We start from the raw sequence: 21,899 nt of genomic DNA on the forward strand, positions 1-21,899 counted from the left end.
AGCGCCCTCTTAACTAGTCTGTATTTTGGATTAGTCTTTTTTCTTCTTTTCAGCTTCGCGCTGTTCTTCTAATTTTTTGTTTTTAATTTCAATGAGCTTTTGGGCCAGTTGTGATGGCGTTAAACCGGACTTCATCTGGTTTAACTTTTTTTCCTGTACCGCTTGTTTTGAAAAGCGAACATCTGAAGCTGCGATGCGTTCGATGATTGATGTTTCAAAACCTCCACTTTGGTACTGCTTTGTAAACATCGGTTTAAACTCTGAAAGAACGTTCTCTAAAATGACAGAAGCTGTCACTTGGTCTGTTCCAGATGATGAGTCTGATTTCAGATTCTGAACTGACTGCCCGACCATTTGCTCAACGGTCGCTTCCCACTCACCTAAATCTTCTAAGGGGCTACGCACAATAGAAATGATTTTATCTAAGATCACTTCTTCATTTGGACGGGAAAAAGCAATCATAACGCCTTCGCGAAGAGCCTGTACGCGGTTATTTCTTTTATAGTCGTTGGCTTTTTCATAAAGAAGATCAGTCATCTGATCCAGATCTAACAGCTTTAATGATTTATAAGTTTGATCAATCTGAATTGTTTCAACCATGTTAAAAGACGAATTAGTCGAACTTGATGGCGAGCTTGAGCAAGCAGAAAGAACAAAAGCTAGAAGGCCAGCGATAATGATATTTTTATCCATAAATAAAATCTTCCCTTTGACGGCTCACACTGTCAATAGCCAGACCTTAGTCTTAGGTTGCATTTTAGGAGAGCTATGTCACACTAACTTGGCTAACAAACAAGGAGAACCTCTTGAAAACTATTAAGTCAATCAAACTAGCTTTAGCAGCTTCGGTAGTATTAGCTATCACTGCTTGCGCACCTTCAGCTAAACAATTAAAAGAAGCTGTAGAAAAAGATCCATCAATCGTATTTACAGCGATTGAAAAACATCCAGATAAATTCATCGAAGTAGTGATGAAAGCTCAACAAGAAGCACAAAAAGTTGCTGGCGAAAGAGCTCAAGAAGAAGAGAAAAAACAACGTGACGAAGAGTACGCCAATCCTCTTAAACCAGAAATCGATGAAACTCGCGTTATCTTCGGAAATAAATCAGCTCCGATCACTATCGTAGAATTTTCTGATTTCCAATGCCCATACTGCTCTCGTGGTTACCAAACTATGAAACAAGTGCAAAAAGAATACGGCGATAAAGTAAGAATCGTTTTCAAACACTTACCACTTGATTTCCACCCATTAGCAATGCCTGCAGCTCGTTACTTCGAAGCTATTGCACAACAAAGCCCAGAAAAAGCTGAAAAATTCCATGACCTAGTTTTCGAAAACCAAGGTATGTTAAAAGATAAAGGCGAAGGTTACTTTGCTGAAGCGACTAAAAAAGTTGGCGCTGATCTTAAAAAAGTTCAAGCGGCTTTAAAAGACGAAAAAATCCAAAAACGTATCGATGCTGATATGGAAGAAGCTCGTAAATTTAACATGAGCGGTACTCCAGGTTTCATCATCAACGGTGTTTCTTTACGTGGTGCTTACCCGTTCCCAGCATTCAAAGAAATCATCGACAAACACTTAGCATCTGCTAAGTAATTTTAGAGATCTTTCTTTAAAAGCAAAAAAGGCAACCTTCGGGTTGCCTTTTTTATTTAGCCTATCCTAAACTTCTATTATGAAAAAGTTTTTAGTTTTAGCGATCGCCCTTTTATCAACTCTTCCTGTTTCTGCCACTGAATATCTTCGCTCTTGTTATGATGATAATTCAGACTACCTCCAAACTTTGGTAAATATAAATCAAGCTGAATGGACGATCACTTACACGGCTTTTGAAGACCGTTCTTGTGAAACACCCTACCTGCATTACGAAGTGAAATACCAAACGCAGCAGTCAGCCAATAACATCGATATGATGGCGACTGAAGTTTCTTACACCGCCCTATCTGAACTGGTGGGCGAAGTGTTAAATCAAATTAACTACTGCGGCTTTAACAACTGGAAAGCTTTCGAGAAAAAAGTTGTAACCGGTAAAGTCTGTGATGAGTTTCAAACGCCAAAAGCGAACGAAGTGTTATACAGTATTTTTGAATTAAAAAATAACGGCACCGAACTATTTCTAGGAATGCCTTCAGGAAATTTCAGCGGCAAAACCCCTGAGCGCCGCCATCAAAGTTTAGATCCACTAGGATTCACTCTTCAATAGTGCCCTAAAACGGCAGTGAATTTATAGTTCTTTCAAAACTCCAAAAATGTGGAGCAAATCTTTAATACTGACGAGTTTTGTCTCTTACGCGGCGAAACTCAATTCATTGCTTCTCAATGTAGTTTTTAATAACACTCAAGAAAAAACTTCACCTCTGTCGGAATCGTTACAGTAGAAGCAAATACTCGGTTCACCTATAACTACGTCCCAATACAAAGGTGAAAAAAAATGAAAAAACTAATTATCGCAACACTTCTTCTTTGCAGCGTAAATTTGCTGGCACAAGTAAAAATCACAGATGCTGATATCAAAAAAATCAGCCTGTTTAACCAAACTGATAAACCTACGCATTTAGTAGTCTCGTGGCTTGAAAATAACGGTCAGTTAATCGATGAATTATATAGCTTAGTTTTAGATTACAACAAGACAGCAACTAAAGAAGATCAGATCTCTTTAGTTGTGAGCATTCCTTTGAATTACGGTGCTGAAAGTATGTTTTCTGATGAGATGAGACCTGATGGCGAGCCTTACGCCGACGCAAAAAAACAATATGCCAAACTTCAAGCTAAATACAAAACGAAAAAAGCTCTTCCTAACTTACAGTTTTTTAATTCAACTGAGCCACAAAACCCTTGGATGCAAGATTATGGTGATGTTTTAGAAGTTGAATTAAAAGATGGATCTAAAAAAACCGTTTTCATGGACACCAATTATTACGGTAGCACCGATGGTTCAAAAGCAGTCAATGAACTGGCAAAGTTACTAAAACTACCTGTTTACAACCCTAATAACTATGCCGTTGATGAGTTGCCAAATGACGGTGATCGCGGAGGAAATTTAGAAGTAACTCAGGAAAACTTAATGTATGTTGGCAATACTATTTCGGACAAATTAAGCGCTAAATTACAAAAATTAAGTGGTGTAAAACCAATTACACTTGATACGCAGTTTTTAGTTGTTGGCCATATCGACGAAATCATGTCAGTTGTGCCTGCGAAAAATAAATGTGGAGCTGCTCTTGTGTACGCTGATCCAGTTTATGCGATTAACTTAGCCTTTCTGGGTAAAACTGGTAAATCAGCGATTAATAATTACTTACCAAATATGACGTATTTCTTAAAGAAAGCTTCTCTAAGTAAAAAAGCTCCTTATACTATTGCTGATTTTGATTTAACAAAACAAGTGCGCGATGACGAAATTGTTGGTGATACCGAAGTATTAAATATGCTCCAAGCCGCTGTCAGTATCAAAAAGAATGTGGATACAGTTGTCGCCAACTCAAAGTGCCTAGAACAAGTGATCGGCTTACCAGTACATATGGTTGGCAATCCTGAATTGGGCGAAGACGCTTTTGAACTAACAACTAGAAATTTAGTTCCGCTTTCTAGCCCGGTAAACTTAGTCGCCTTAGGCAACACGCTGATTTTAAAAGAGCCTTTATTTAAAGAACAGGTTATAGCCGAACTTAGTAAAATTTCTGGAAGTAAAGTTCACATTATTAAAGCGAATATGACAAGTTACGAAATGGGATTTGGAGCTTTTCATTGCGCCACTCAAGTTATTCGAAAAAGAAAATAGAAAACATCATACATAGCTTCAAGATAGAAAAAGGCAACGTTAAGTTGCCTTTTGTTTTTTAAATCAAATTTAAACGTAGTAAAAAAGGCCTGGCACCCTTTTAACTTAAAACTTTATATAATCTTAATGGAAGTGTTTTACCTTTCACTTCAATATCACCGGCTAAATCAAATTTAAACTGTGATTCAGTTTGTGCAACAGCGACTGAACCATCTGCTGTCACTTCTTGCGTTGTGATCGGCTGTGATAAACGGTTAAAGACTTCATCACTGACTAATAAATCCACTTCGAAATGTTTCGTTGATGACTCGATACGTGACGTCACGTTCACAGTATCGCCGATTACGGTAAATTCCATACGCTCTTCTGAGCCGATTGTTCCTGAAATCGCAGCCCCTGCATGCAAGCCCATACCGATTTGAATTTCAGTTAAGCCACGTTCACGACGTGAAGCATTTAGCGTAAATAAAGATGAGCGCATTTCTAAACACGCTTTTAAAGCGTTTTCTGTGTCTTTGTCGCTGCCTGCTGGCACGCCCCACACGGCCATGATCGCATCACCGATAAATTTATCAACGACACCACCATGACGGTTAATGATTCCCACCATCACAGCGAAATATTCATTTAACATCGATACAACTTCTTCTGGCGTATGACCTTCTGAGAACTTCGTAAAACCACGAATATCTGAGAAGAAGACCGTTACCTCTTTACGAGTACCACCAACGCTCACTTCTTGTTGTAATAAGTTTTCAGTTACACTTGATCCGTGGAACTTATTAAATAAGTTTTTCACTTTATCGCGCTCTTTTAAACCTTCGGTCATGTGGTCAAAGGCTGCCGCTAAGTCACCCACTTCATCATGAGATTTAACTTTTTTACGGGCTGAAATATTAAAATTACCTTTAGGAATTTCTTTGATCAGCTCGGCTAAGACCTCGATCGGTTTACTTAGTGTTAACGAGAATAAGAATACCGCAAATAGTGCAAAACTTAATACGATACCCGAAATAAAGATCGCTTTACGTTGCACCTCTTGCGCGGGCTCATTCACGATACTTAAAGGAGTTTGTGCTAATAACACTGTTCCCCAGAAGCTACTTTTAACGAAGGCACCGATGTAGGCTTTACCTTTTTCGTTTTTAAATGTTAATTGTTTTGAATTTGTAGCATCAGCTAAAGCTTTTTGAACGAAATTTTCACCTTTGATATTCTTACCTTGGCGAAGTAATTCTTCATTTTGATGCGCTAATAAAAAACCGTTACGGTCAATGAGGAAAAATTCACGTTCACTGTCATTTGAAAATAAACTTTGAATCATTTCAGAGTTGAACGCGGCGATCACAAATGTATTTACTTGGTTTTGCGCATCTCGACTGTACGGAAAACCAATCGAAACCACACGAACGCTCGGGTTCACTTCAGCAAATTGAAGCTCGATATTTTTTTGCATCACCGATGAAATCGGAAATGGTTTTTTCTGGCGAACTTGATCAACGAAGTCTGGTGTTAATTTATTTTTAATTAAGAAGTCTTCTTGAACTTTTTTAACATAAAGCTGCGGTTTACCTTCGACAACTTGATAGATTTCAATACCGACTAAGTTTTTATCTTTAGGTAATTTATATTGTCCAAGACCTTCAAAAGTTTCTTTTAATAAAATTTGCGATAAGTTTCTGGCTTTATCTAATGAACCGTCTAATATTGTTTCGACCTGTTTACCGCGTAATGAAGCTTCGGTAAAGTTCGAAAACTCTTCTCGTTGGGTCATAACCTTTCTGAAGAACTCAGAACTTTGTTTGGTTACCAGAACCATCGCAGTTAAGATAATGAAAGTCGTTACACCAATGATTTTAGCTGAAATCGGAATTCGCATGTTTTTCAGTTTCATAGTTGGTACTCCAGAAATAGATTTAAATAATGACCTTTAAGTGTAGCAGAGTTTTTATCGGCCGCAGGATTCGGAAATGTCGAAGTCGGTGCGGTTTTATATTCCATCTTATCAGTGCGATAAGCATAACCGCCTAATGTCGTTAAGTTTTTACTCCAACGATAGCTAATTAGAAATCCGGCTTGTACAGATGTGCTTGGCACAAACGCCTGGCCATTTGTTGTTTTTTGTCCTGCAATTAACGGAAAGATATGGGCATTTGCTTGTAAACCCAATTTCGGGGTCATCGCATGCCAGTATTCAACACCATAACGAAGGCCTAAAGCGGCAATCGCTGATGTATTTCTGACGTTACCAGCAAAGTTTGTCGTTAAATCAGGAAGTTCTTTATACACCACACCTGCCGTTTGACGAAATTCACCGGCATCATTCGGCTTCATTTTGAAAAATGAATTTACTTCAAACATGTTGTACTTAATATCACCAAAGCCATCCACTTTTAGCGTACTTGCTTCAGCGGCCAAGTAGTAACCCCATGGATTTTTCATCGTCACATAACCAACACCCGCACGCAGAGTTCCACCGATCGCATTGTACGTTGTTTGTGTACCCGTTAAATCATAATTTAAATTTTGATATTGAACTGAGTTAACTAAATAGCTGGCAATACCAAACCAACCTGATAAACGTTCAATTGATTCACGTAAGCGCGCTAACGCTTCGGCGCGCTCGGTACGATCACCTTCTTTGGCCGTAAACTTTAAAGAAACGGCTTCAGATGATGGACGGTAACTCGCAATAGATTTGACCGTTACACGGTATGTTCCACCCGGATATTCTTTTTTAAACGGCATAGCTTCACCACGAAGCTCTTTACCTTCTTCAACTACATTAAATTTTTGTGATTTCGCATCCATTTTTTCTAGCGTGTAATTGTAAGCTTGTGCGAATTCTGGCTTGTTCCATTTAATTTCGCGCACGAATAAACTTTCGGGCTGAATAAGTTTTGGCGCAGCTAGTTTTTTACCACTCACCACAAATTCAGCCACGCGGTCTTTTTCTGGATTACTTGTTAAAACTTCATTGGCCGCGCGAATCGTGGCCATAAACTTTGTCGCCACCGGAAGTTCCATCGTGGCTTTTTCATCGTTTAACTCGATTTGTTTGCGAAATGTTGAATCTAACCCTTGCACATCAAGGGTATATTTTTTTCCAGCAAAAACTTTTTTCCATTTGAAGGTAACGTTTTGTAAGTCATTGTTCGCAGAAGCAACAATAGAACCACTCGTTGGGTTCACAAATTCCGGAGAATCTAAGAAAACTTTAAATTCTTGGTATTCCGACCACTCGCCCGGAACACCCCGTTTATCACGCGCCCGGATTCGCATCTTAAAAAAGCCTGGCGATAAACGGCCGGCCCAGATGGCTTCTTTCGTTTGAAATTTAAAAGTATTTTTTGTGGATTTAACTTCAAGATCGTAAGATTTGGCGTTTTCAACACCTTCCCACTCAAGCTCGACGTTACTTTCTGCACTCAATGCAAATTTTGGACAAAGCACGGCCGCAAAAAAGAAAAATGCTGCTAAAATCAGGTTGCGGTGCGTTTGTGTCATCATGCTGCTAATTATTTCACTTTTAACTTCTTAATTTTTGGAGCCCCTAAGCTACTAATTTCTGGTACATCAATTGTACGAACGGCCACATGGCCCGTTCTACCCAACATATCAACGCCGGCTAATTCTAAACGATATCTTCCTGGCATTAACGAAGAGAAATTCATTGAATCAACTTGCGCCGATTCAAGTAAACGCCCTTCAACTTGTTGACCCATTTCATCAAGCACGCGGATTTTATATTTATAAGCTCCGCTAGCTAAATTCCATTTAACAGTTAAATCACCATCACGGTTCGCTTTAAGAATTTCTTCGCCTAAAATCACCGGCGCTTTAACCATGTCTAATTCTTTAATTTCAAAAAATCTTTTTTGTGAGTTCGCAATCACGTTTTCGCCCTGATCCACACCTTGGATACTGGCAATATAACGGCCCGGTTTAAACACTTTGGCCTTGGTCGCTAAATCACGACTACGCACTTCTTGCGCTGGTGCATACGGATCATCGCTGTTTTGTAATTTAATACGGAACTCAGCGACTTTTTTACCTAATGAGGTAGCCCACGTCATAGCGAGTTCTGGCTGTTCGATGAAGAATTGTTTTTCAGCATCGTTACCCCAAGTGATTAAGTTCACTCCGATTGTCGAAGGGTCAATCTTACGATTTAAACTGATCGTGAATTTTTCAATTTTTCCTGATACAGGTTTTGTTTCACCATCAAATAAGGCTGACATACGCGTGTAGTATTCGCCTGGTGGAAGCTCAAATTCAAAACCAGCTTTTTTATCCATAGCTTGGTTGATCACTTTTTTAGTCAAGTTACTATCAGTAGCGACTTCGATTAAATATTTTGTTACAAATTCACCCTCAGTCCAATCGAATAACATTTTGTACTTCGGATTAGCTGATTGATTCACGATTTGAATAAACTGGTTTGCCGTAGGGCTTACGAAAACCGGAAATTTACGTTCATTGATTTTTAAACGTTGTAATTTTGATTCACCCACCACTTGGCCTGTTGCTGGGTTTGTAAAATACAATTTATAGAAATAGAAACCACTTGGTAATTTTAAAGCGAATTGAAAATTATCTGTTTCAAAAACTTGGTTTAAGTTACTTCTTTCAGTACCAAGAGCAATTTTAGTTTTAAAACCAGCCGGCACTCCTGACCAAGACATATCAACTTCAGGCTTATTTTCGTCAATCAGCACGCTTTTATCTTTGGCTGGTTGAACCATTTTAAATCCCGCTAAACGGTTATCGTTCATGATCGCGAAGAATGGATTTCCACCAGCGCCTGAATCATCACTTTGGATTTCTAAGCCACCACTGCCTGATTTAGAAAGTGTTGCTGCCCCTTTTAACGCGACAGTCTTACCGTTTTGGATAAGGTTGAAACCACCGGCACCCTCTTTGTCAGCAATAACCGAAGCTCCCCCTTCCATAAGATCTAGGGAGAATTCTTTATTTGCACTTTGTAAGATCATGACGATTGATTCTGGTTCGATATCAATCGAGCGGCTACCATCTAAAAATTGAATTTTAACTTCGGAACCTTTAGCTGTACGAATTGCTTCACCAGAATAAACCACTTCACCGTTGGTGATCGATTGCCAAACTTGGCGTTTTGCAGGTCTGCGATCAACTTCTTCTTTGATTTTTTTTACGACAGCGATAGGTTGTTGATTTGTGACATTTCTATTTTCGGGCGCAGAAAAATAATACCACGCTAAGACTAAGCCGAAGCTTGTCCCCGATATCATCCCTGCCATTATAAAACGTCGCATTTGTTCGTTCACAACATCCCTATTTATTTATTCCGTTAAATAAATCTTTTAATTTTCTCAATATGATATCGGTAGGAACCTAAATGTTTTGAATTGGGTCAACGTCTAGAATAATCAGTCTAGATCTGACTAAAGTGTTAAACATTTAGACCTTTTATCCCGATGAATGTATTGATGAATTCACGTTTCCGGACCACTTATTTTGCAAAACAATTTGCGACAGTTTTTCTGTCGTTATTACTATGTCAACCGGCGTGGTCGCAATCTACACAAAATCAAATGATGTCATTTGAAGGTACGCTAACTGATACGAGTGGAAACGCCGTCGATCTGCAAGGCCAACAGCTTTATTTTTATATTTCAGCTAACGACGGTTCAGGTAATAAATGTATTTTATTTGCCGAAACATCTTCAGGTTCAGGCTTTGCTGACGGAAGCATTTCACACCAATTCGGAAATGGTTCAGCCATTACTTCACCGGTGTCTTACAATAACGTTCTTTCTGCTTCGACCTTTCATGGGATGGCCAGTGGTAAATCAGCTGATGGTTCTGGCACAGCCTGTTCGGTCACTGTCAATGCGACTCGTTTTGCTGATGTTTATTCAATGGTTTTAAATATCACAGCGTCTATCACACTTGGTTCTGTGCCCTTCTCTCAATATGCAGCCAATGCAGCATTGTTAAATGGAAAATCAGATGCTGATTTTCTTTTAGCTTCGAGCGTAAGTGGCGGTACTACAGGACAAGTGTTAAGTCGCAATGGCACTGGTTTTTCGTGGGTGAATTTACCGGCTGGTACCGGTGGAGTTTCTTCAATTGATTTAGGTTCTGCTTCAGCTACCGGAACTTTAGCGCCTGCGCGTTTACCATCTTATACTGGCGATGTTTTTTCAGCTTCTGGTTCAACAACCATGACTGTAAGCCGCCTTCAAGGAACTTTAGTTTCTCCGGTGGCACCAGTCTCTGGCCAGGCTTTAGTTTTTAATGGCACTTCTTGGAGTCCGACCAGTGTTCCGACGCCCCTTATTCCAGCTTTAAATTTAAGTGATCTTACAAATGTGGGAGCTGCCAGAGCTAATTTAGGTTTAGGAGCTTTAGCTACGCAAAATGTGGTGAATCTGACTTCGCAAACCACAGGCACACTGCAAGAATTTAATCTTCCGGCTTTCAATGGCGATATTACCTCGAATGTCGGTGATGACACTTTAAAAGTCGTCGCTATTCAAAATAGACCAGTGGCATCCACAACTCCAGTTTCTGGACAAATTATGAGTTACAATGGAAGCCAATGGACTCCAGCCAACGCGAACTTCGTTCGTAGTGGCGGTGATGTTCTTTCTGGTTTTTACACTGTTGATGGCGGATTAAACGTTGTTTCGACAACGGCTGCAAACGCCGATGTACTTCCTCTATTTGCGATTCGCCGCCAAACATCAAACCCGAGTAATGGCGCAGATAATTTTGGATCAATGATTTTATTCGATGCTGAAAATGCGTCGGGCACTGTGGTTAATCAAGCCGGCATTATTTCTCGCTGGACAACAGCTTCAGGCGAACAAAGCCAATTAGAATTTCAAACAAAATCTAACCCTGGTAATATGGCTACACGCATGATCATCACAGGAACAGGCAAAGTCGGTATCGGTACAAATTCACCGAATGCGATGCTTGATGTGCAAGGAACTCTTAAAGTCGGAACCAATGGTGCTGTCGGCGCATGTTCTTCGATTGAAATGGGTGTTATTCGTTACCAAAACAATCAGTTAGAAGTTTGTAACGGAACTACGTGGGGCCCTGCCGGTTTCTGGGCCAAAGAAAGCAGTGATGGATTTTTTAATAACTCAAATATTGCAGTTGGTACAACAGATGTAGACCCGGCTTACCGCTTAACGGTTGAATCATCGGCGAATCATTTAATGTATTTAAGACAAGATAGCGTTAATCATAACGGCTTACTTATTGAAACTAACGGCACTAACCAAGGTAATTATGGCCTTGCTGTGACTGGTGTTAATGGCATAAATTTCGTTGTCAAAAATGATAGCCGTGTGGGTGTGAATGTATTTTTACCACAAGCTAACTTTCATGTTTCGGGTACTACAATTCTTGGTGGCAACACCGGAGTCGATGGAAGTATAGCTGTGAGTGGTGTGATACAGTTACGAAGCCCTGCTGCTTTGCCATTTGGATGTACAACTTCCGAAGAAGGTGCGCAACGTTACAACAATATTGTGAAAGCCATGGAATATTGTAACGGTACAAAATGGTTAGGTGTAACTGGTCTTACCTCTTGTGATTCAGGCTACACGCTGGTTGGTACTGCTGGTACTCCTTCAGCTTTTTGCATGAGCACAAACGTTAACAGCCCGCAAACGGTAGCCAATGCGAGTAATATGTGTCGTAACGCAGTCATCAGCACTGGTACGAAAGCCCGCTTATGTACAACCGTGCAGTTAGATTTAGCCTGTGAAAACTATAATAACGTTTCTCCGACTTTCATGAATTTAAACAACGGTATTTACCACTGGACTTCAAACTCTATTCCTGTCGGTGGCACATCAAACTATCCTAAAAATATTTTTGTTTCGTACTCTTCAAGTAACGCTTCAACGTGCCATATAGAACCTAACAATGGCGGCGTTCCATCTTACAATGGTCGTGCTACTGACGCTGATTACATTAACAATTCTAAAAACTATCGCTGCTGTTATGAGTAGGTGTGATGATGCAAAATAAATTAACGACAAACATTTTACTGCTAGCTCCCTTACTAATGTTGATGTCATGTCAGCCTGGGGCTCCTGTTGTGACTGTGCTTGGTGAAGTTGGTGGTTTTGAAATCAGCGAAAGCACACAAATTTTAAAAAGCAAAACGAGCAAATCTATTTTTTATATTTCTGGAAAATGTCAGGGTTCCATTAAAGATATTCAAGTCAGTTTTGATAACGGATCTAACTACACGCCATTAAGCCAATTTGCTGAAAGCTATACGCTAGATTGCAGTGGCACTGGAACTTACTCTTATAAAATTAATCCAAACACAACCATTGCCTTTGATATTCCCGTAGAGGCTTCGTACCGCGATTTTAAATTACGCGGGATCAGTGACTTCGGTAACACGCTTGTGTTAAATCTTCGCCGTATGGTGACTAACGGTGGTGATTTGCAAATCACCGCAGGAAGTGTAACTGCTAATGCAACAACGGCCTCAGGCACACCGGTGGTTTTACGGGCGCGTATTATCTCTTCAGCTGGTACTGCGACTGGACCAAATTTTAAATTTAAAGGTGCTATTCGTATCAAATAAGAGCGAAATGCTCTCATTCTGAAACAAAAAACTCCACCAAACTGTTAAACATTTATTCGGGTAAATCCGATAAATACTATGAATGAATCTAAGCGTGGGAATCACCAATTTTATAAAGAAATTCACGGCGATAGCGTTGTCTTTGCTATTGTGCCAACCCACATTTGCACAATCGACTGAAAATCAACAAATGGTTTTTGAAGGCTCGTTAACTGATGCCTCAGGTAATTCGATCAACTTAAGCACTGTCGCTTTAACTTTTTATATCTCGGCCAATGGATGTTATCTCTTCAGCGAATGGTCTGCAGTAGCAGGCGATAGCCAAGGTAATATTTCGCACCGTTTTGGCAACGGCAATTTCTCCGCCAGTTCTCCAAATACATTTTCGCAAAATTTATTTTTTGGCAATGTTAACGGCAAAAATATCGCTACTGACAGTCCGTGTTCTGTAACTGCGTCCGACACACGTTTAGCTCAAGTGTTCTACCCTGTTGAAAGCATTACGGCGACAATTAAGCTTGGCACAGTACCTTACGCACAAAATGCAACAATGCTTTCTGGAAAATCTGTAACTGATTTTGTTCAAGTGAGTACTGATACCAACACACTTTTTTCTGGCGGTGCTGCCGGGCAATACTTAACAAAATCAGCTTCTGGTTTAACTTGGTCAACCAATACTTTAACTTCTGCGCAAATTTCCAGTGCTTTAGGATATACACCGGCAAGTACGACGGTCACTTTAACGGCGTCATCAATTACGAATGCTTTAGGCTACACTCCTGCAAATAGCGCGACATTATCAAACTATGCTCTTCGCTCCAACAATTTATCAGATTTAACTTCTGCAACAGCCGCACGCTCGAATTTAGGTTTAGGCACATTGGCTACAAAAAATAACATTAACCTTTCAAGTGTTGATGTAACAGGGCCGTTGGCAACAGCACATCTACCAAGTTTTTCAGGCGATGTTTCAACGGCTGCGGGCTCATCGACTATGACGATTCAAAGTTTTAGAGGTGTGCCGTTAGCAGCCACAGCTCCTGTATCGGGACAAGTTCTTTTATATAATGGTTCTGCTTGGTCTCCGACAACAATTCCTGCAAATATTGGAACTGTCACCAGTGTAAGTAGCTCGAATTCAGATATCGTGGTGACAAACACTACGACCACACCCACGTTAACACTTAACGTAGGTACTGGGCCAAACCAGATTGTTCGCCTTGATAGCAGCTCAAAATTACCGGTTGTTGATGCCAGCAACTTACAAAATATAAATGCTTCGATGATTACGTCAGGCACATTGGCCACACAAAGATTACCGGCCTTAAGCGGCGATCTAAGTTCTGCCACCGGCTCTGGTTCTGTGACAGTGGTTCGTTTACGTGGAATCACTGTGGCCTCAGCTACTCCCACTGCAGGACAAGTTTTAACTTACAATGGAGCTAACTGGACACCGACAAATTCACCTACCGGATCAGTCACAAATGTTTCTGCAGGAACAGGCTTGCTGGGTGGATCAATTACTTCATCAGGAACCCTTTCAGTAAATTTTGGCGCATCAGCTGGAACGGTGGCCGCAGGTAATGATTCGCGCATTGTTGGCGCCTTACAAGGTGTGAATAATTTAAGTGAGATCACTTCAGCAACGATGGCTCGTAATAACTTAGGTTTAGGAAATTTAGCTACGAAATCAATCGTGACTTTAAATAGTGCCGATGTGACTGGTGTTTTACCGATGGCTAACGGCGGATCGAAATGGAGTCTAGGCGCTGGTGGGATTTACACTGTCAGCAACACGACGATTGGCTCCTCGACGACTTTTTCTAATACCGCATTATATGTGGCTGCACCAATCAGTGCTTCTTCAACTGTTGCTGCCTCAATTAATAATCCGAACGCCAACGGTTACGGATTAAAAATTAATACCGAAAATGCCAATGGTTCTTATTACGGTTTAAGAGTTTCAGCTTTTGATTCAACAAATTTTATCGTTCTGAATAATGGTAATGTGGGCGTAGGCGTAGCAAATCCAACAGCACGCTTTCACATTGCAGGTGGTAGCAGCGCCTTACCTGGCTTAAAATTAACAAGTGGTGCTTTACTCGCATCGCCAGCACCAGGCGCTGTCGAATTTGATGGTTCAAATTTATATATCACCGACAATACAAACACTCGCCGCACTTTAGCGACTGGTTCAGTCACAAATTCTCTTGATAACATTTCAACGATCAACTCAACTTCAAATATTACTTTATCAACTCCGAATAGCGTTGTGGTTTCATCAACACTTGCGAGCACGAACTACCAAAACGGCGCTTTAATTGTTAAAGGTGGAATTGGTGTGAATGGTAATGGTAATTTTTCTGGTGGCGTTAATGCCACAGGAAATATCAGTACCAGCGGATCTATTACTACGCCTAATAATATTTTTGCTGGCGCCGTTACAACACCATACCTTTACGGAAGTACCGCTTCAGGTGGAACACTGGCTATTGATTCAACAAGTGATGCAGGTAAAGGAAAGATCATCATCGCCGGTAACGGTGGTAATGTCGGTATCGGTACCGTAAACCCTAGCTATCGTTTTCACGTGAGATCACAAGGGCCAAATACTTACAATTCAGTGATTTCAGCTTCATCAGGAACAGCGATGCTTGGTAATGGAGAAGATGATTACAATCAGCTTTACCAAATTGCTTACAACGCTAGTGGACTGCCTAGCTGGTTTTTCACAACGGGCGGCACGAGTTATTTTATTAATAATGTTTCCCTCGGTAATCCTATAGAAATTCCGAATAACAAACTTTCTGTTCATGGTAATGCTCATATTACCGGAACCGCCACAGTTTCAAAAACATTAATGCTAAACGGTTCAAACACTTCACCCGCTCTCCAATTTTTAACCACGGCTATTACCGGAACCGCAGTATCAAACACGATCGAATATGACGGCACTTCTTTATTTTACACAAATTCTTCAGCACAACGTCGCCGTCTTGCGGGTGGTGTTCTTGCTAACACGATCGACAACGTGTCTAAGATGACTTTTGGTGGTAATTTAACTCTCGAAGGAAATACGGCGAGCGTAACACCGGCAGTGACCATCAATAACTTGGGTGCTGGAACTATCGCCTTACAAGTCAATGATAGTGCGACAGTCAGTGGCTCGATTAAGCTCTCTGGCGATGGCGCCGATACTGCTGTGACCTGCGCTGCCGCTGACGAAGGAAAACAACGATACAATGTTACCTTAAAAGCGATGGAATTCTGTGACGGCACTTACTGGCAAGGCGTTGCTGGAGTTACTCACTGTACAACAGCAGCCGGCGGTACTTCATTTACCCTGGTGGGAAAAGCAGGAACCGGCCAAGCCTATTGCATAAGTACAAATAACGAGCCCGCCACTTCGTATTTTGCAGCAGCAAGTAACTGCCTAAACAAAGCCACTTCACGAGGTTCACGTCCATCATTGTGTACTGAAACTCAATATCAAGGCGCCTGTAAGCAATACACTGTGTTTGCGGCTGCTGCTGAAACCAAATTACCAGGATTCAAAAGTACAGCTTTTTGGACTCCAGTTCCGTTTACGAATCCGAACTATATGTTAATGTCGTTTAACACCGCGACAGCTAATGTGTGTGATATTGCCAATCAAGGCGTTGGACAAGATGATCGCACATCCAGCTACAGCTACCGTTGCTGTTACCAATAGTGTCTCACCCTGAAACGCTAAACAGACTTTAGTGCTTAACTTTCATGTCAGTTCTGCCGATATGTTACTAGATGAACGTTTGTCGTAAGATCACTCATTTTTTCAAATACTTCACAGCGATAGCTTTGTCTTTGCTATTATCGCAAACGGCGTTCACTCAATCTTCTGAAAATCAGCAAATCGTAGTCGAAGGTTCGTTAACGGATAGTGGCGGCAATGCCATTGATCTGTCAGGCGCGGCTTTAGTTTTCTACGTGATCACAGATCAAAATTGTTATCTTTACGGCGAATCCTCTTCTTCGGCCGGTGATGGCCAAGGAAATATCGCTCACCGCCTTGGTAGTGCTCTTGAAGTTGTAGGTTCTCCAAATCACTTTACCCAAAGTTTATTTTTTGGAGCTGCGAGCGGTAAAAATATTTCGACTGATAGCCCTTGTACAGTGGCTGCAGCAGATACGCGCATGGTGCAAGTGTACTATCAAGCGCAAGATATCAGAGCCAATATTCAGTTAGGCACTGTGCCGTACGCACACAATGCGACAATGTTAAACGGAAAAAATGCAGCTGATTTTTTACAAGTTACAACTGATTCAAACACTTTATTTTACAGCGGATCAACAGGCCAAATTCTATCAAAGAATGCCGCAGGCAATTTAACCTGGACAACACCAACCTCTTTAGGCACTTTAGCTACAAAAAATTCTGTTGATTTAAATACCGCTGAAGTTACAGGTACTTTACCGACGACAAAACTTCCTTCAATGACCGGCGATATCACTAATGTGACTGGATCTGGTGACGTGACGGTGATTCGCCTTCGCAATGTTGCTGTAACTGCAGTAACACCAAGCTCTGGCCAAGTGTTAGCTTATAATGGCTCAGCATGGACACCAACTTCTGTACCTGCGGGCGTAGGAACTGTTACAAACGTAGCGGCAGGAACTGGTTTAACTGGCGGATCTATCACTTCTTCCGGAACACTTTCTGTGAATTTCGGTACATCATCAGGCACGGTTGCCGCTGGCGATGACGCTCGTATTTCAGGTGCTTTACAAGCAGTGAACAACTTGGCTGAACTTAGTTCTCTCAGTTCAGCGCGTACGAATTTAGGCTTAGGAAGTTTAGCGACAAAATCAACCGTTATGCTAAGCTCAGATGTGAGTGGAGTTCTTCCTGTCGCTAACGGCGGAACACAATGGTCTAGCAACGCTGTTGGCGTTATGACAACGCTTAATGCAACAGTTGGATCAAGCACCATTATTTCAAACTTCGGTCTGACTGTCGATGCGCCAAACACAGCCAACTCGCTAGCCGCATATTTTGTAAACGACGCCAGCGACGGTAACGGCGTAAAAATCAATGTCGACAATTCAAGCTCATCAAAATACGGATTAAAAATTTCTTCTTCTGCTAATGCCGCTAATTTAATTGTTCTCAATAGCGGTAACGTGGGTGTTGGCACTGCTACTCCGGTTACAACTTTAGATGTTGCAGGCGGTGTTCGCATCGGCATGCAATCAGATATTTGTACGACAACTTTCGCCGGTGCACTTCGCTACAACTCAGGAGTTGTCGAATACTGTAATGGAAGCGTGTGGAGCGCAGTTCAAACTGGCTCGGAGCCGTGGCTTAACTCAGGCAGTAATTTATATTACAGCTCTGGCAATGTAGGCATTGGAACTGCGTCTCCGAATTCACCACTGCATGTCTATGGCAGCAGTACTGAAATCTCTCGCTTTGATAGCGGTAGTATGGGGGCCTATGTTACGTTCTCGCGCAACAATTCACCGAAAGGTTACATCGGTTATTCAAGCGGTAGCGGAATTTTATTTAATAATGAAATTGCTGAGGCGATTTCAATTCGCTCAAACACTGCCGTACAACTCGGTACAGGTGGACAAGCTCACCTAACTGTAACATCCACTGGACAGGTAGGTATTGGCACAACAGCTCCGCCAACATCGGCCACATTAACAGTAAGTGGTCCAATCAGAACCACAGCAGCTGTTGAATTTGGCGATGGCACAGCTCAAAACTCTGCGGCTTGGGGTGGATATCAGCATGTTAATACTAACTGCTCGAGTTTAACTGACTGCATGGCCACTTGTCCTGCTGGAAAAAAGATTATTTCCGGAGGTTGCTACAATAGCGCCTCAGGTACGCTTGCCCAACTGATCAGTTCATTTCCAGCGAGCGACACCCAATGGCAGTGCAGATGGAACGCGACTGGGGCTCTTACATCAACCGCTTTTGCGATTTGCGTAAAATTCTAATTAAAGAACAACGTCTAATTTTTTCGTCGTAAGTTTTACTTCGTCACGGCTAATATCAATAATCATTGGAGAGATAATTAATCCTTCTTTAGCCGCTTTCTTTAAAAGCTTTACGTATTCAGGATCTAAATCACATGGCGAGAAAAAATCGACGTCATTACGTTGAACGGCAAAGATTAATTCGCATTTATGCCCTTGCTGCATTAAGTGCATCATCTCTTGAATATGCTTTTGCCCACGCTCTGTGACGGCGTCAGGAAATTGGGCGTGATGTTTTTTATCTACTTTAGAACGGTAAGTTGTATTTTTAATTTCGATAAAATGTTTTTTAGCTTTTGCATTATCTAAATCTATTTCTTTAAAAAAGAAGGCGCCATCTAGGCGTGTTTCTTTTGAAATTTTATATTCTGGCTTATAAAAACCGTATTCAGCCCATTCTTTTAAAAACGGAGTTCCCGTATCAATAGCATTTTGAATCGCTTCAGTCACAACACGGTTTGGATTTGAAGTATTCACCCCGACCCAGGCGCCTTCTTCAGTTTGCACGGCTTCTAGAGTGCCCTTTAATTTTTTTAAAGGATCACCATGAAGTGAGAACCAACACTTTTGCGGCTGTGCAGGATTTTTTTCAATCACCGCTTTTAATGAGCCCGTGTTAGGAACATGAATTGTGATTTTTTCACCGTCTAATTCCACATCAGCAAAAAATCTTTTATAGCGTGAAAGTAAAATTCCTTCGTGAAGTTTTTTTTCAAATTTCATTTGGCAAATCCTTTTTGAACAATATGTTCCATTAATTTTGGAACACCTAATGTCACCACTTTTATACTCTAGAAGGTGCCAATTGAGCCACATTATTTTGGCCGACCAATTGCTTTAAGGTGTTCCAACAACTTTTTAGAAACAAATGACACCAATTTATTGGAGTCGCAAATTAAACAGGGGGATTTATGAAATCATTATTTTTAGCGATTATGTTAATCGCAGGCTTAGCACAAGCTCAATTAGTACCAGGCAATGGTGACGGACACGGCAGACCAGGTCGCCCAAGCCGCCCGAGCCATCCACAACCGGCTCCATACCCGGGTAACCCATACGAACCGGGATATCCATCATATCCAAATAATCCGTATGAACCAGGCTACCCTTCTTACCCAGGCTACAGTGACTACGGTCCGGCGTACACTTACCGCTGGTTAGATATGGGCACAAGCAAAGTAGATAAGTTCATGTCTGAAACTATCTACATCAACGCTGGTGACCGTTTAGTGAACGAAGTTTTATTACGTTCTTCTAACGCTGACGTACAAATCATTCGCGCTTACGCTCGTTTATCAAACGGCCGTACGACAAACATCGCTACAGGTGTTGTCAGAGAAGGTCGCGACGTACGTGTACGTTTAGACTACCAATACTCAGTACGTGTTGATTCAATTCAAATCGAAGCTACGTCACAAAACGTAATCGGTTCACGCGCTCGTTTACAAGTTTGGTTAGGCTTAGCAGAATAATCGGCTGACTTACAAAAAGTAAATCAAAACACACTAAAAAGCCTCGAATGAAAGTTCGAGGCTTTTTTATTTCTGAAATATAAGATTACATTCTTTCTGGAGCTGGAATGCCCAGTAAAGATAAACCATGCTTAATCACTGCACCTGTTGAATAAGCTAGAGCTAAACGCGCCTTCTTAAGATCAGGCGCTTCAGCCGTACCGATCGCACAGTCATGATAGAATGTATTAAATTTTTTCGCCGTATCATATAAGTAAGAGCATAAAGCCGCAGGCTTATAATTTTCAGCCGAGTTTAAAACCACAGTGTTAAAGTTCATTAAGTGTTGCATTAGTTTTAACTCTGAATTGTGAGCTAAAACGTCAGTTGCAAATTCAGCATTGGCATCGAAAGTGAACTTTTTAAGTAACGAATTAATACGGGCAAATGAGTACTGGATAAACGGACCTGATTCACCATCAAGTTTTGTCCACTCGTTCATATCAAACACGATTTTTTTATTCGTGTCTTGCTTAAGCATACCGTATTTAATCGCGCCTTTAGCCACTTGATCAGCCACAGTTTCGATTTCTTCTGGTGTCCATTCGTTCGTGTAACGGTTTAAATATTCAGCTTTAATATGATTTCTCATGGTTTCAACTAACGCCGTTAATGGAACAATATTTCCTTTACGCGAGCTCATCGCCCCGTCTGGAAGTTCAACGTAGTTGTACTGTAAGTGAAAACAATCTTTGGCTTGGTTAAAACCCAAAACTTCTAAAGTTTTAAAAACCTGTTTGAAGTGCAAAGCCTGTCTTTGGTCCACTACGTAAATTGATTTTTCGATTTTATAATCTTCAAATTTACGACGGGCTAGCTCGACATCTTTTGTCGCATAAAGGCCTGTGCCGTCAGATTTTAACAATAGGCAAAAACCCATGTTTTCATTCGAAAAATCAAGACCTATAGCGCCTTGTGATTCAACAAGTTTACCTTCTGAATGATATTTTTTGATTGTTTTAATTGAGTCAGAATCCACATCAGATTCAAAATACCAGTGGTCAAAATGCACATCAGCCCACTTGTAAACATCTTTCATTAACTCGATCGACCACTCACGCGTTTGTTTCCATAAATCGTAGTATTCGCCGTTTTTATGTTCTAACTGTTTTAAGATTTCAGTTAGGATTTTTTTATTTTCTTCTTCAAGCGGAGTACCTTCTTGGTCTTCTAATAAAAGATTACCTTTTGAATACATCGCACCTAACCACGCCCCTTTGTTTAACATCGGAATTGCTTCTTTATTGTGGTATTTCATAAACCATAGACATTTCGCCACGTGAGTTCCCACATCGCCTGGAAATGTTGAAGCTAAAATATTGTAACCTGAGTATCTTAAAAGTCTTACGATCGAATCACCTAAACACATGTTACGCATGTGACCCACGTGAAGTTCTTTATGCGTATTCGGCTGAGAATACTCGATCATCATTTTAGGTGTGGCTTCAGTTAACTGCGCTTTAAAAGTTTCACCGTTTAAGATCGGTTTTAAAACGTAATCAGCAAGACCTGCTGGCGTAAATTTAATATTGATGTACGGCCCAGCCGCTTCGACTGACCCGATCGCTTTTTTAAGAATAATATTTTGCGCGCATTCATTTTTTAATTCTTGCGCCAAAAGTTGCGCTACAACTGGCGGCCCTTTTTTTAAATTTTTAGCTGTGATAAAACAACCAAAAGCTAAATGACCTAGATCAGTGTTGGGTGGCTCGACAAGCGCCTTGTAAACATCTCCTGCACTCATCGCATCTTCGGCAACGCCGGCTGCTACTAGCTGAGTTTGAATAAGCTTAATAAGAGTTTGAGAAACTAGTTTTCGTAAAGGTTCGTGCATTAATGTCATAGCCTATATAGCTAACAAACAAGACTTGTTTAGACAACCTATGAGCGGCACAAAACCACCACTATGGCCTTGTTTTATAGCGAATTTTCACCCATGGCACCCCGTGAAAACCCTTGCATCAAAATATAGGCTTTGG

Annotated in this window: 14 protein-coding genes; 8 read left to right on the forward strand and 6 right to left on the reverse strand. The window is 41.0% G+C overall.

From position 1 onward, the window contains the following. Window positions 1-30: 30 nt before the first annotated feature. Window positions 31-693, reverse strand: a complete 663-nt coding sequence (locus ACKWCF_RS13180; RefSeq protein ID WP_409478060.1) for a hypothetical protein — start codon at window positions 691-693, stop codon at window positions 31-33. A 113-nt stretch (window positions 694-806) separates the two neighbouring features. Here ACKWCF_RS13180 and ACKWCF_RS13185 point away from each other — a divergent pair, with 113 nt between their 5' ends. From ACKWCF_RS13185 to ACKWCF_RS13195, 3 genes are all read left to right on the forward strand, one after another. Continuing rightward, on the forward strand, window positions 807-1,598 hold the full coding sequence (locus ACKWCF_RS13185) for a DsbA family protein (RefSeq protein ID WP_409478061.1): 792 nt from the start codon (window positions 807-809) through the stop codon (window positions 1,596-1,598). 79 nt (window positions 1,599-1,677) lie between these two features. Continuing rightward, on the forward strand, window positions 1,678-2,205 hold the full coding sequence (locus ACKWCF_RS13190; RefSeq protein WP_409478062.1) for a hypothetical protein: 528 nt from the start codon (window positions 1,678-1,680) through the stop codon (window positions 2,203-2,205). A 228-nt stretch (window positions 2,206-2,433) separates the two neighbouring features. Then, on the forward strand, window positions 2,434-3,783 hold the full coding sequence (locus tag ACKWCF_RS13195) for a protein-arginine deiminase family protein (RefSeq protein WP_409478063.1): 1,350 nt from the start codon (window positions 2,434-2,436) through the stop codon (window positions 3,781-3,783). 100 nt (window positions 3,784-3,883) lie between these two features. Here ACKWCF_RS13195 and ACKWCF_RS13200 read toward each other — a convergent pair whose 3' ends face one another. The 3 genes from ACKWCF_RS13200 to ACKWCF_RS13210 are packed head-to-tail and all read right to left on the reverse strand — an operon-like array spanning window position 3,884 to window position 9,062. Beyond that, the gene (locus tag ACKWCF_RS13200) at window positions 3,884-5,677 is read right to left on the reverse strand and encodes an adenylate/guanylate cyclase domain-containing protein (RefSeq protein WP_409478064.1); all 1,794 of its coding nucleotides are present in this window, start codon (window positions 5,675-5,677) and stop codon (window positions 3,884-3,886) included. Further along, window positions 5,674-7,293 carry a hypothetical protein gene (locus ACKWCF_RS13205; RefSeq protein ID WP_409478065.1) on the reverse strand — a complete coding sequence of 540 codons (1,620 nt, stop codon included), beginning with the start codon at window positions 7,291-7,293 and terminating at the stop codon, window positions 5,674-5,676. Before ACKWCF_RS13205 ends, ACKWCF_RS13200 begins: the two co-directional genes overlap by 4 nt. 8 nt (window positions 7,294-7,301) lie before the next feature. Beyond that, window positions 7,302-9,062 carry a FecR domain-containing protein gene (locus ACKWCF_RS13210; RefSeq protein ID WP_409478066.1) on the reverse strand — a complete coding sequence of 587 codons (1,761 nt, stop codon included), beginning with the start codon at window positions 9,060-9,062 and terminating at the stop codon, window positions 7,302-7,304. A 189-nt stretch (window positions 9,063-9,251) separates the two neighbouring features. Between ACKWCF_RS13210 and ACKWCF_RS13215 the strand changes: the two genes are divergently transcribed. The 4 genes from ACKWCF_RS13215 (at window position 9,252) to ACKWCF_RS13230 (ending at window position 18,370) form a co-directional block, all read left to right on the forward strand. After that, complete coding sequence (locus tag ACKWCF_RS13215) at window positions 9,252-11,795, forward strand: hypothetical protein (protein ID WP_409478067.1); 2,544 nt, start codon at window positions 9,252-9,254, stop codon at window positions 11,793-11,795. Window positions 11,796-11,800: 5 nt separating this feature from the next. Next, on the forward strand, window positions 11,801-12,385 hold the full coding sequence (locus ACKWCF_RS13220) for a hypothetical protein (RefSeq protein WP_409478068.1): 585 nt from the start codon (window positions 11,801-11,803) through the stop codon (window positions 12,383-12,385). Window positions 12,386-12,467: 82 nt separating this feature from the next. Then, a complete protein-coding gene (locus tag ACKWCF_RS13225; RefSeq protein WP_409478069.1) occupies window positions 12,468-16,097 on the forward strand; it encodes a beta strand repeat-containing protein in 3,630 nt (1,209 codons plus the stop codon). A 71-nt stretch (window positions 16,098-16,168) separates the two neighbouring features. After that, window positions 16,169-18,370: a beta strand repeat-containing protein gene (locus tag ACKWCF_RS13230; protein ID WP_409478070.1), complete on the forward strand. Its 2,202-nt coding sequence runs from the start codon at window positions 16,169-16,171 to the stop codon at window positions 18,368-18,370. Here ACKWCF_RS13230 and sfsA read toward each other — a convergent pair whose 3' ends face one another. Beyond that, on the reverse strand, window positions 18,371-19,132 hold the full coding sequence (gene sfsA, locus ACKWCF_RS13235; RefSeq protein ID WP_409478071.1) for a DNA/RNA nuclease SfsA: 762 nt from the start codon (window positions 19,130-19,132) through the stop codon (window positions 18,371-18,373). It abuts the gene before it with no gap. 188 nt (window positions 19,133-19,320) lie between these two features. Here sfsA and ACKWCF_RS13240 point away from each other — a divergent pair, with 188 nt between their 5' ends. Next, complete coding sequence (locus ACKWCF_RS13240) at window positions 19,321-19,881, forward strand: hypothetical protein (RefSeq protein ID WP_409478072.1); 561 nt, start codon at window positions 19,321-19,323, stop codon at window positions 19,879-19,881. An 85-nt stretch (window positions 19,882-19,966) separates the two neighbouring features. Here the strand turns inward: ACKWCF_RS13240 and argS are convergent, their stop codons facing one another. Further along, window positions 19,967-21,763: an arginine--tRNA ligase gene (argS, locus tag ACKWCF_RS13245; protein WP_409478073.1), complete on the reverse strand. Its 1,797-nt coding sequence runs from the start codon at window positions 21,761-21,763 to the stop codon at window positions 19,967-19,969. Between the last annotated feature and the right edge of the window lie 136 nt (window positions 21,764-21,899).

This window comes from Pseudobdellovibrio sp. HCB154 (assembly GCF_046267985.1).
Classification (GTDB): Bacteria; Bdellovibrionota; Bdellovibrionia; order Bdellovibrionales; family Bdellovibrionaceae; genus Pseudobdellovibrio.

What these genes read in the sequence shown, in the direction of transcription:
- ACKWCF_RS13215 (WP_409478067.1), top strand. Translation starts at nt 9,252, where the DNA reads ATGAATTCACGTTTCCGGACCACTTATTTTGCAAAACAATTTGCGACA.
- argS (WP_409478073.1), bottom strand. Translation starts at nt 21,763, where the DNA reads ATGACATTAATGCACGAACCTTTACGAAAACTAGTTTCTCAAACTCTT.
- ACKWCF_RS13210 (WP_409478066.1), bottom strand. Translation starts at nt 9,062, where the DNA reads ATGGCAGGGATGATATCGGGGACAAGCTTCGGCTTAGTCTTAGCGTGG.
- ACKWCF_RS13195 (WP_409478063.1), top strand. Translation starts at nt 2,434, where the DNA reads ATGAAAAAACTAATTATCGCAACACTTCTTCTTTGCAGCGTAAATTTG.
- ACKWCF_RS13180 (WP_409478060.1), bottom strand. Translation starts at nt 693, where the DNA reads ATGGATAAAAATATCATTATCGCTGGCCTTCTAGCTTTTGTTCTTTCT.
- ACKWCF_RS13200 (WP_409478064.1), bottom strand. Translation starts at nt 5,677, where the DNA reads ATGAAACTGAAAAACATGCGAATTCCGATTTCAGCTAAAATCATTGGT.
- ACKWCF_RS13190 (WP_409478062.1), top strand. Translation starts at nt 1,678, where the DNA reads ATGAAAAAGTTTTTAGTTTTAGCGATCGCCCTTTTATCAACTCTTCCT.
- sfsA (WP_409478071.1), bottom strand. Translation starts at nt 19,132, where the DNA reads ATGAAATTTGAAAAAAAACTTCACGAAGGAATTTTACTTTCACGCTAT.
- ACKWCF_RS13220 (WP_409478068.1), top strand. Translation starts at nt 11,801, where the DNA reads ATGATGCAAAATAAATTAACGACAAACATTTTACTGCTAGCTCCCTTA.
- ACKWCF_RS13225 (WP_409478069.1), top strand. Translation starts at nt 12,468, where the DNA reads ATGAATCTAAGCGTGGGAATCACCAATTTTATAAAGAAATTCACGGCG.
- ACKWCF_RS13240 (WP_409478072.1), top strand. Translation starts at nt 19,321, where the DNA reads ATGAAATCATTATTTTTAGCGATTATGTTAATCGCAGGCTTAGCACAA.
- ACKWCF_RS13205 (WP_409478065.1), bottom strand. Translation starts at nt 7,293, where the DNA reads ATGATGACACAAACGCACCGCAACCTGATTTTAGCAGCATTTTTCTTT.
- ACKWCF_RS13230 (WP_409478070.1), top strand. Translation starts at nt 16,169, where the DNA reads ATGAACGTTTGTCGTAAGATCACTCATTTTTTCAAATACTTCACAGCG.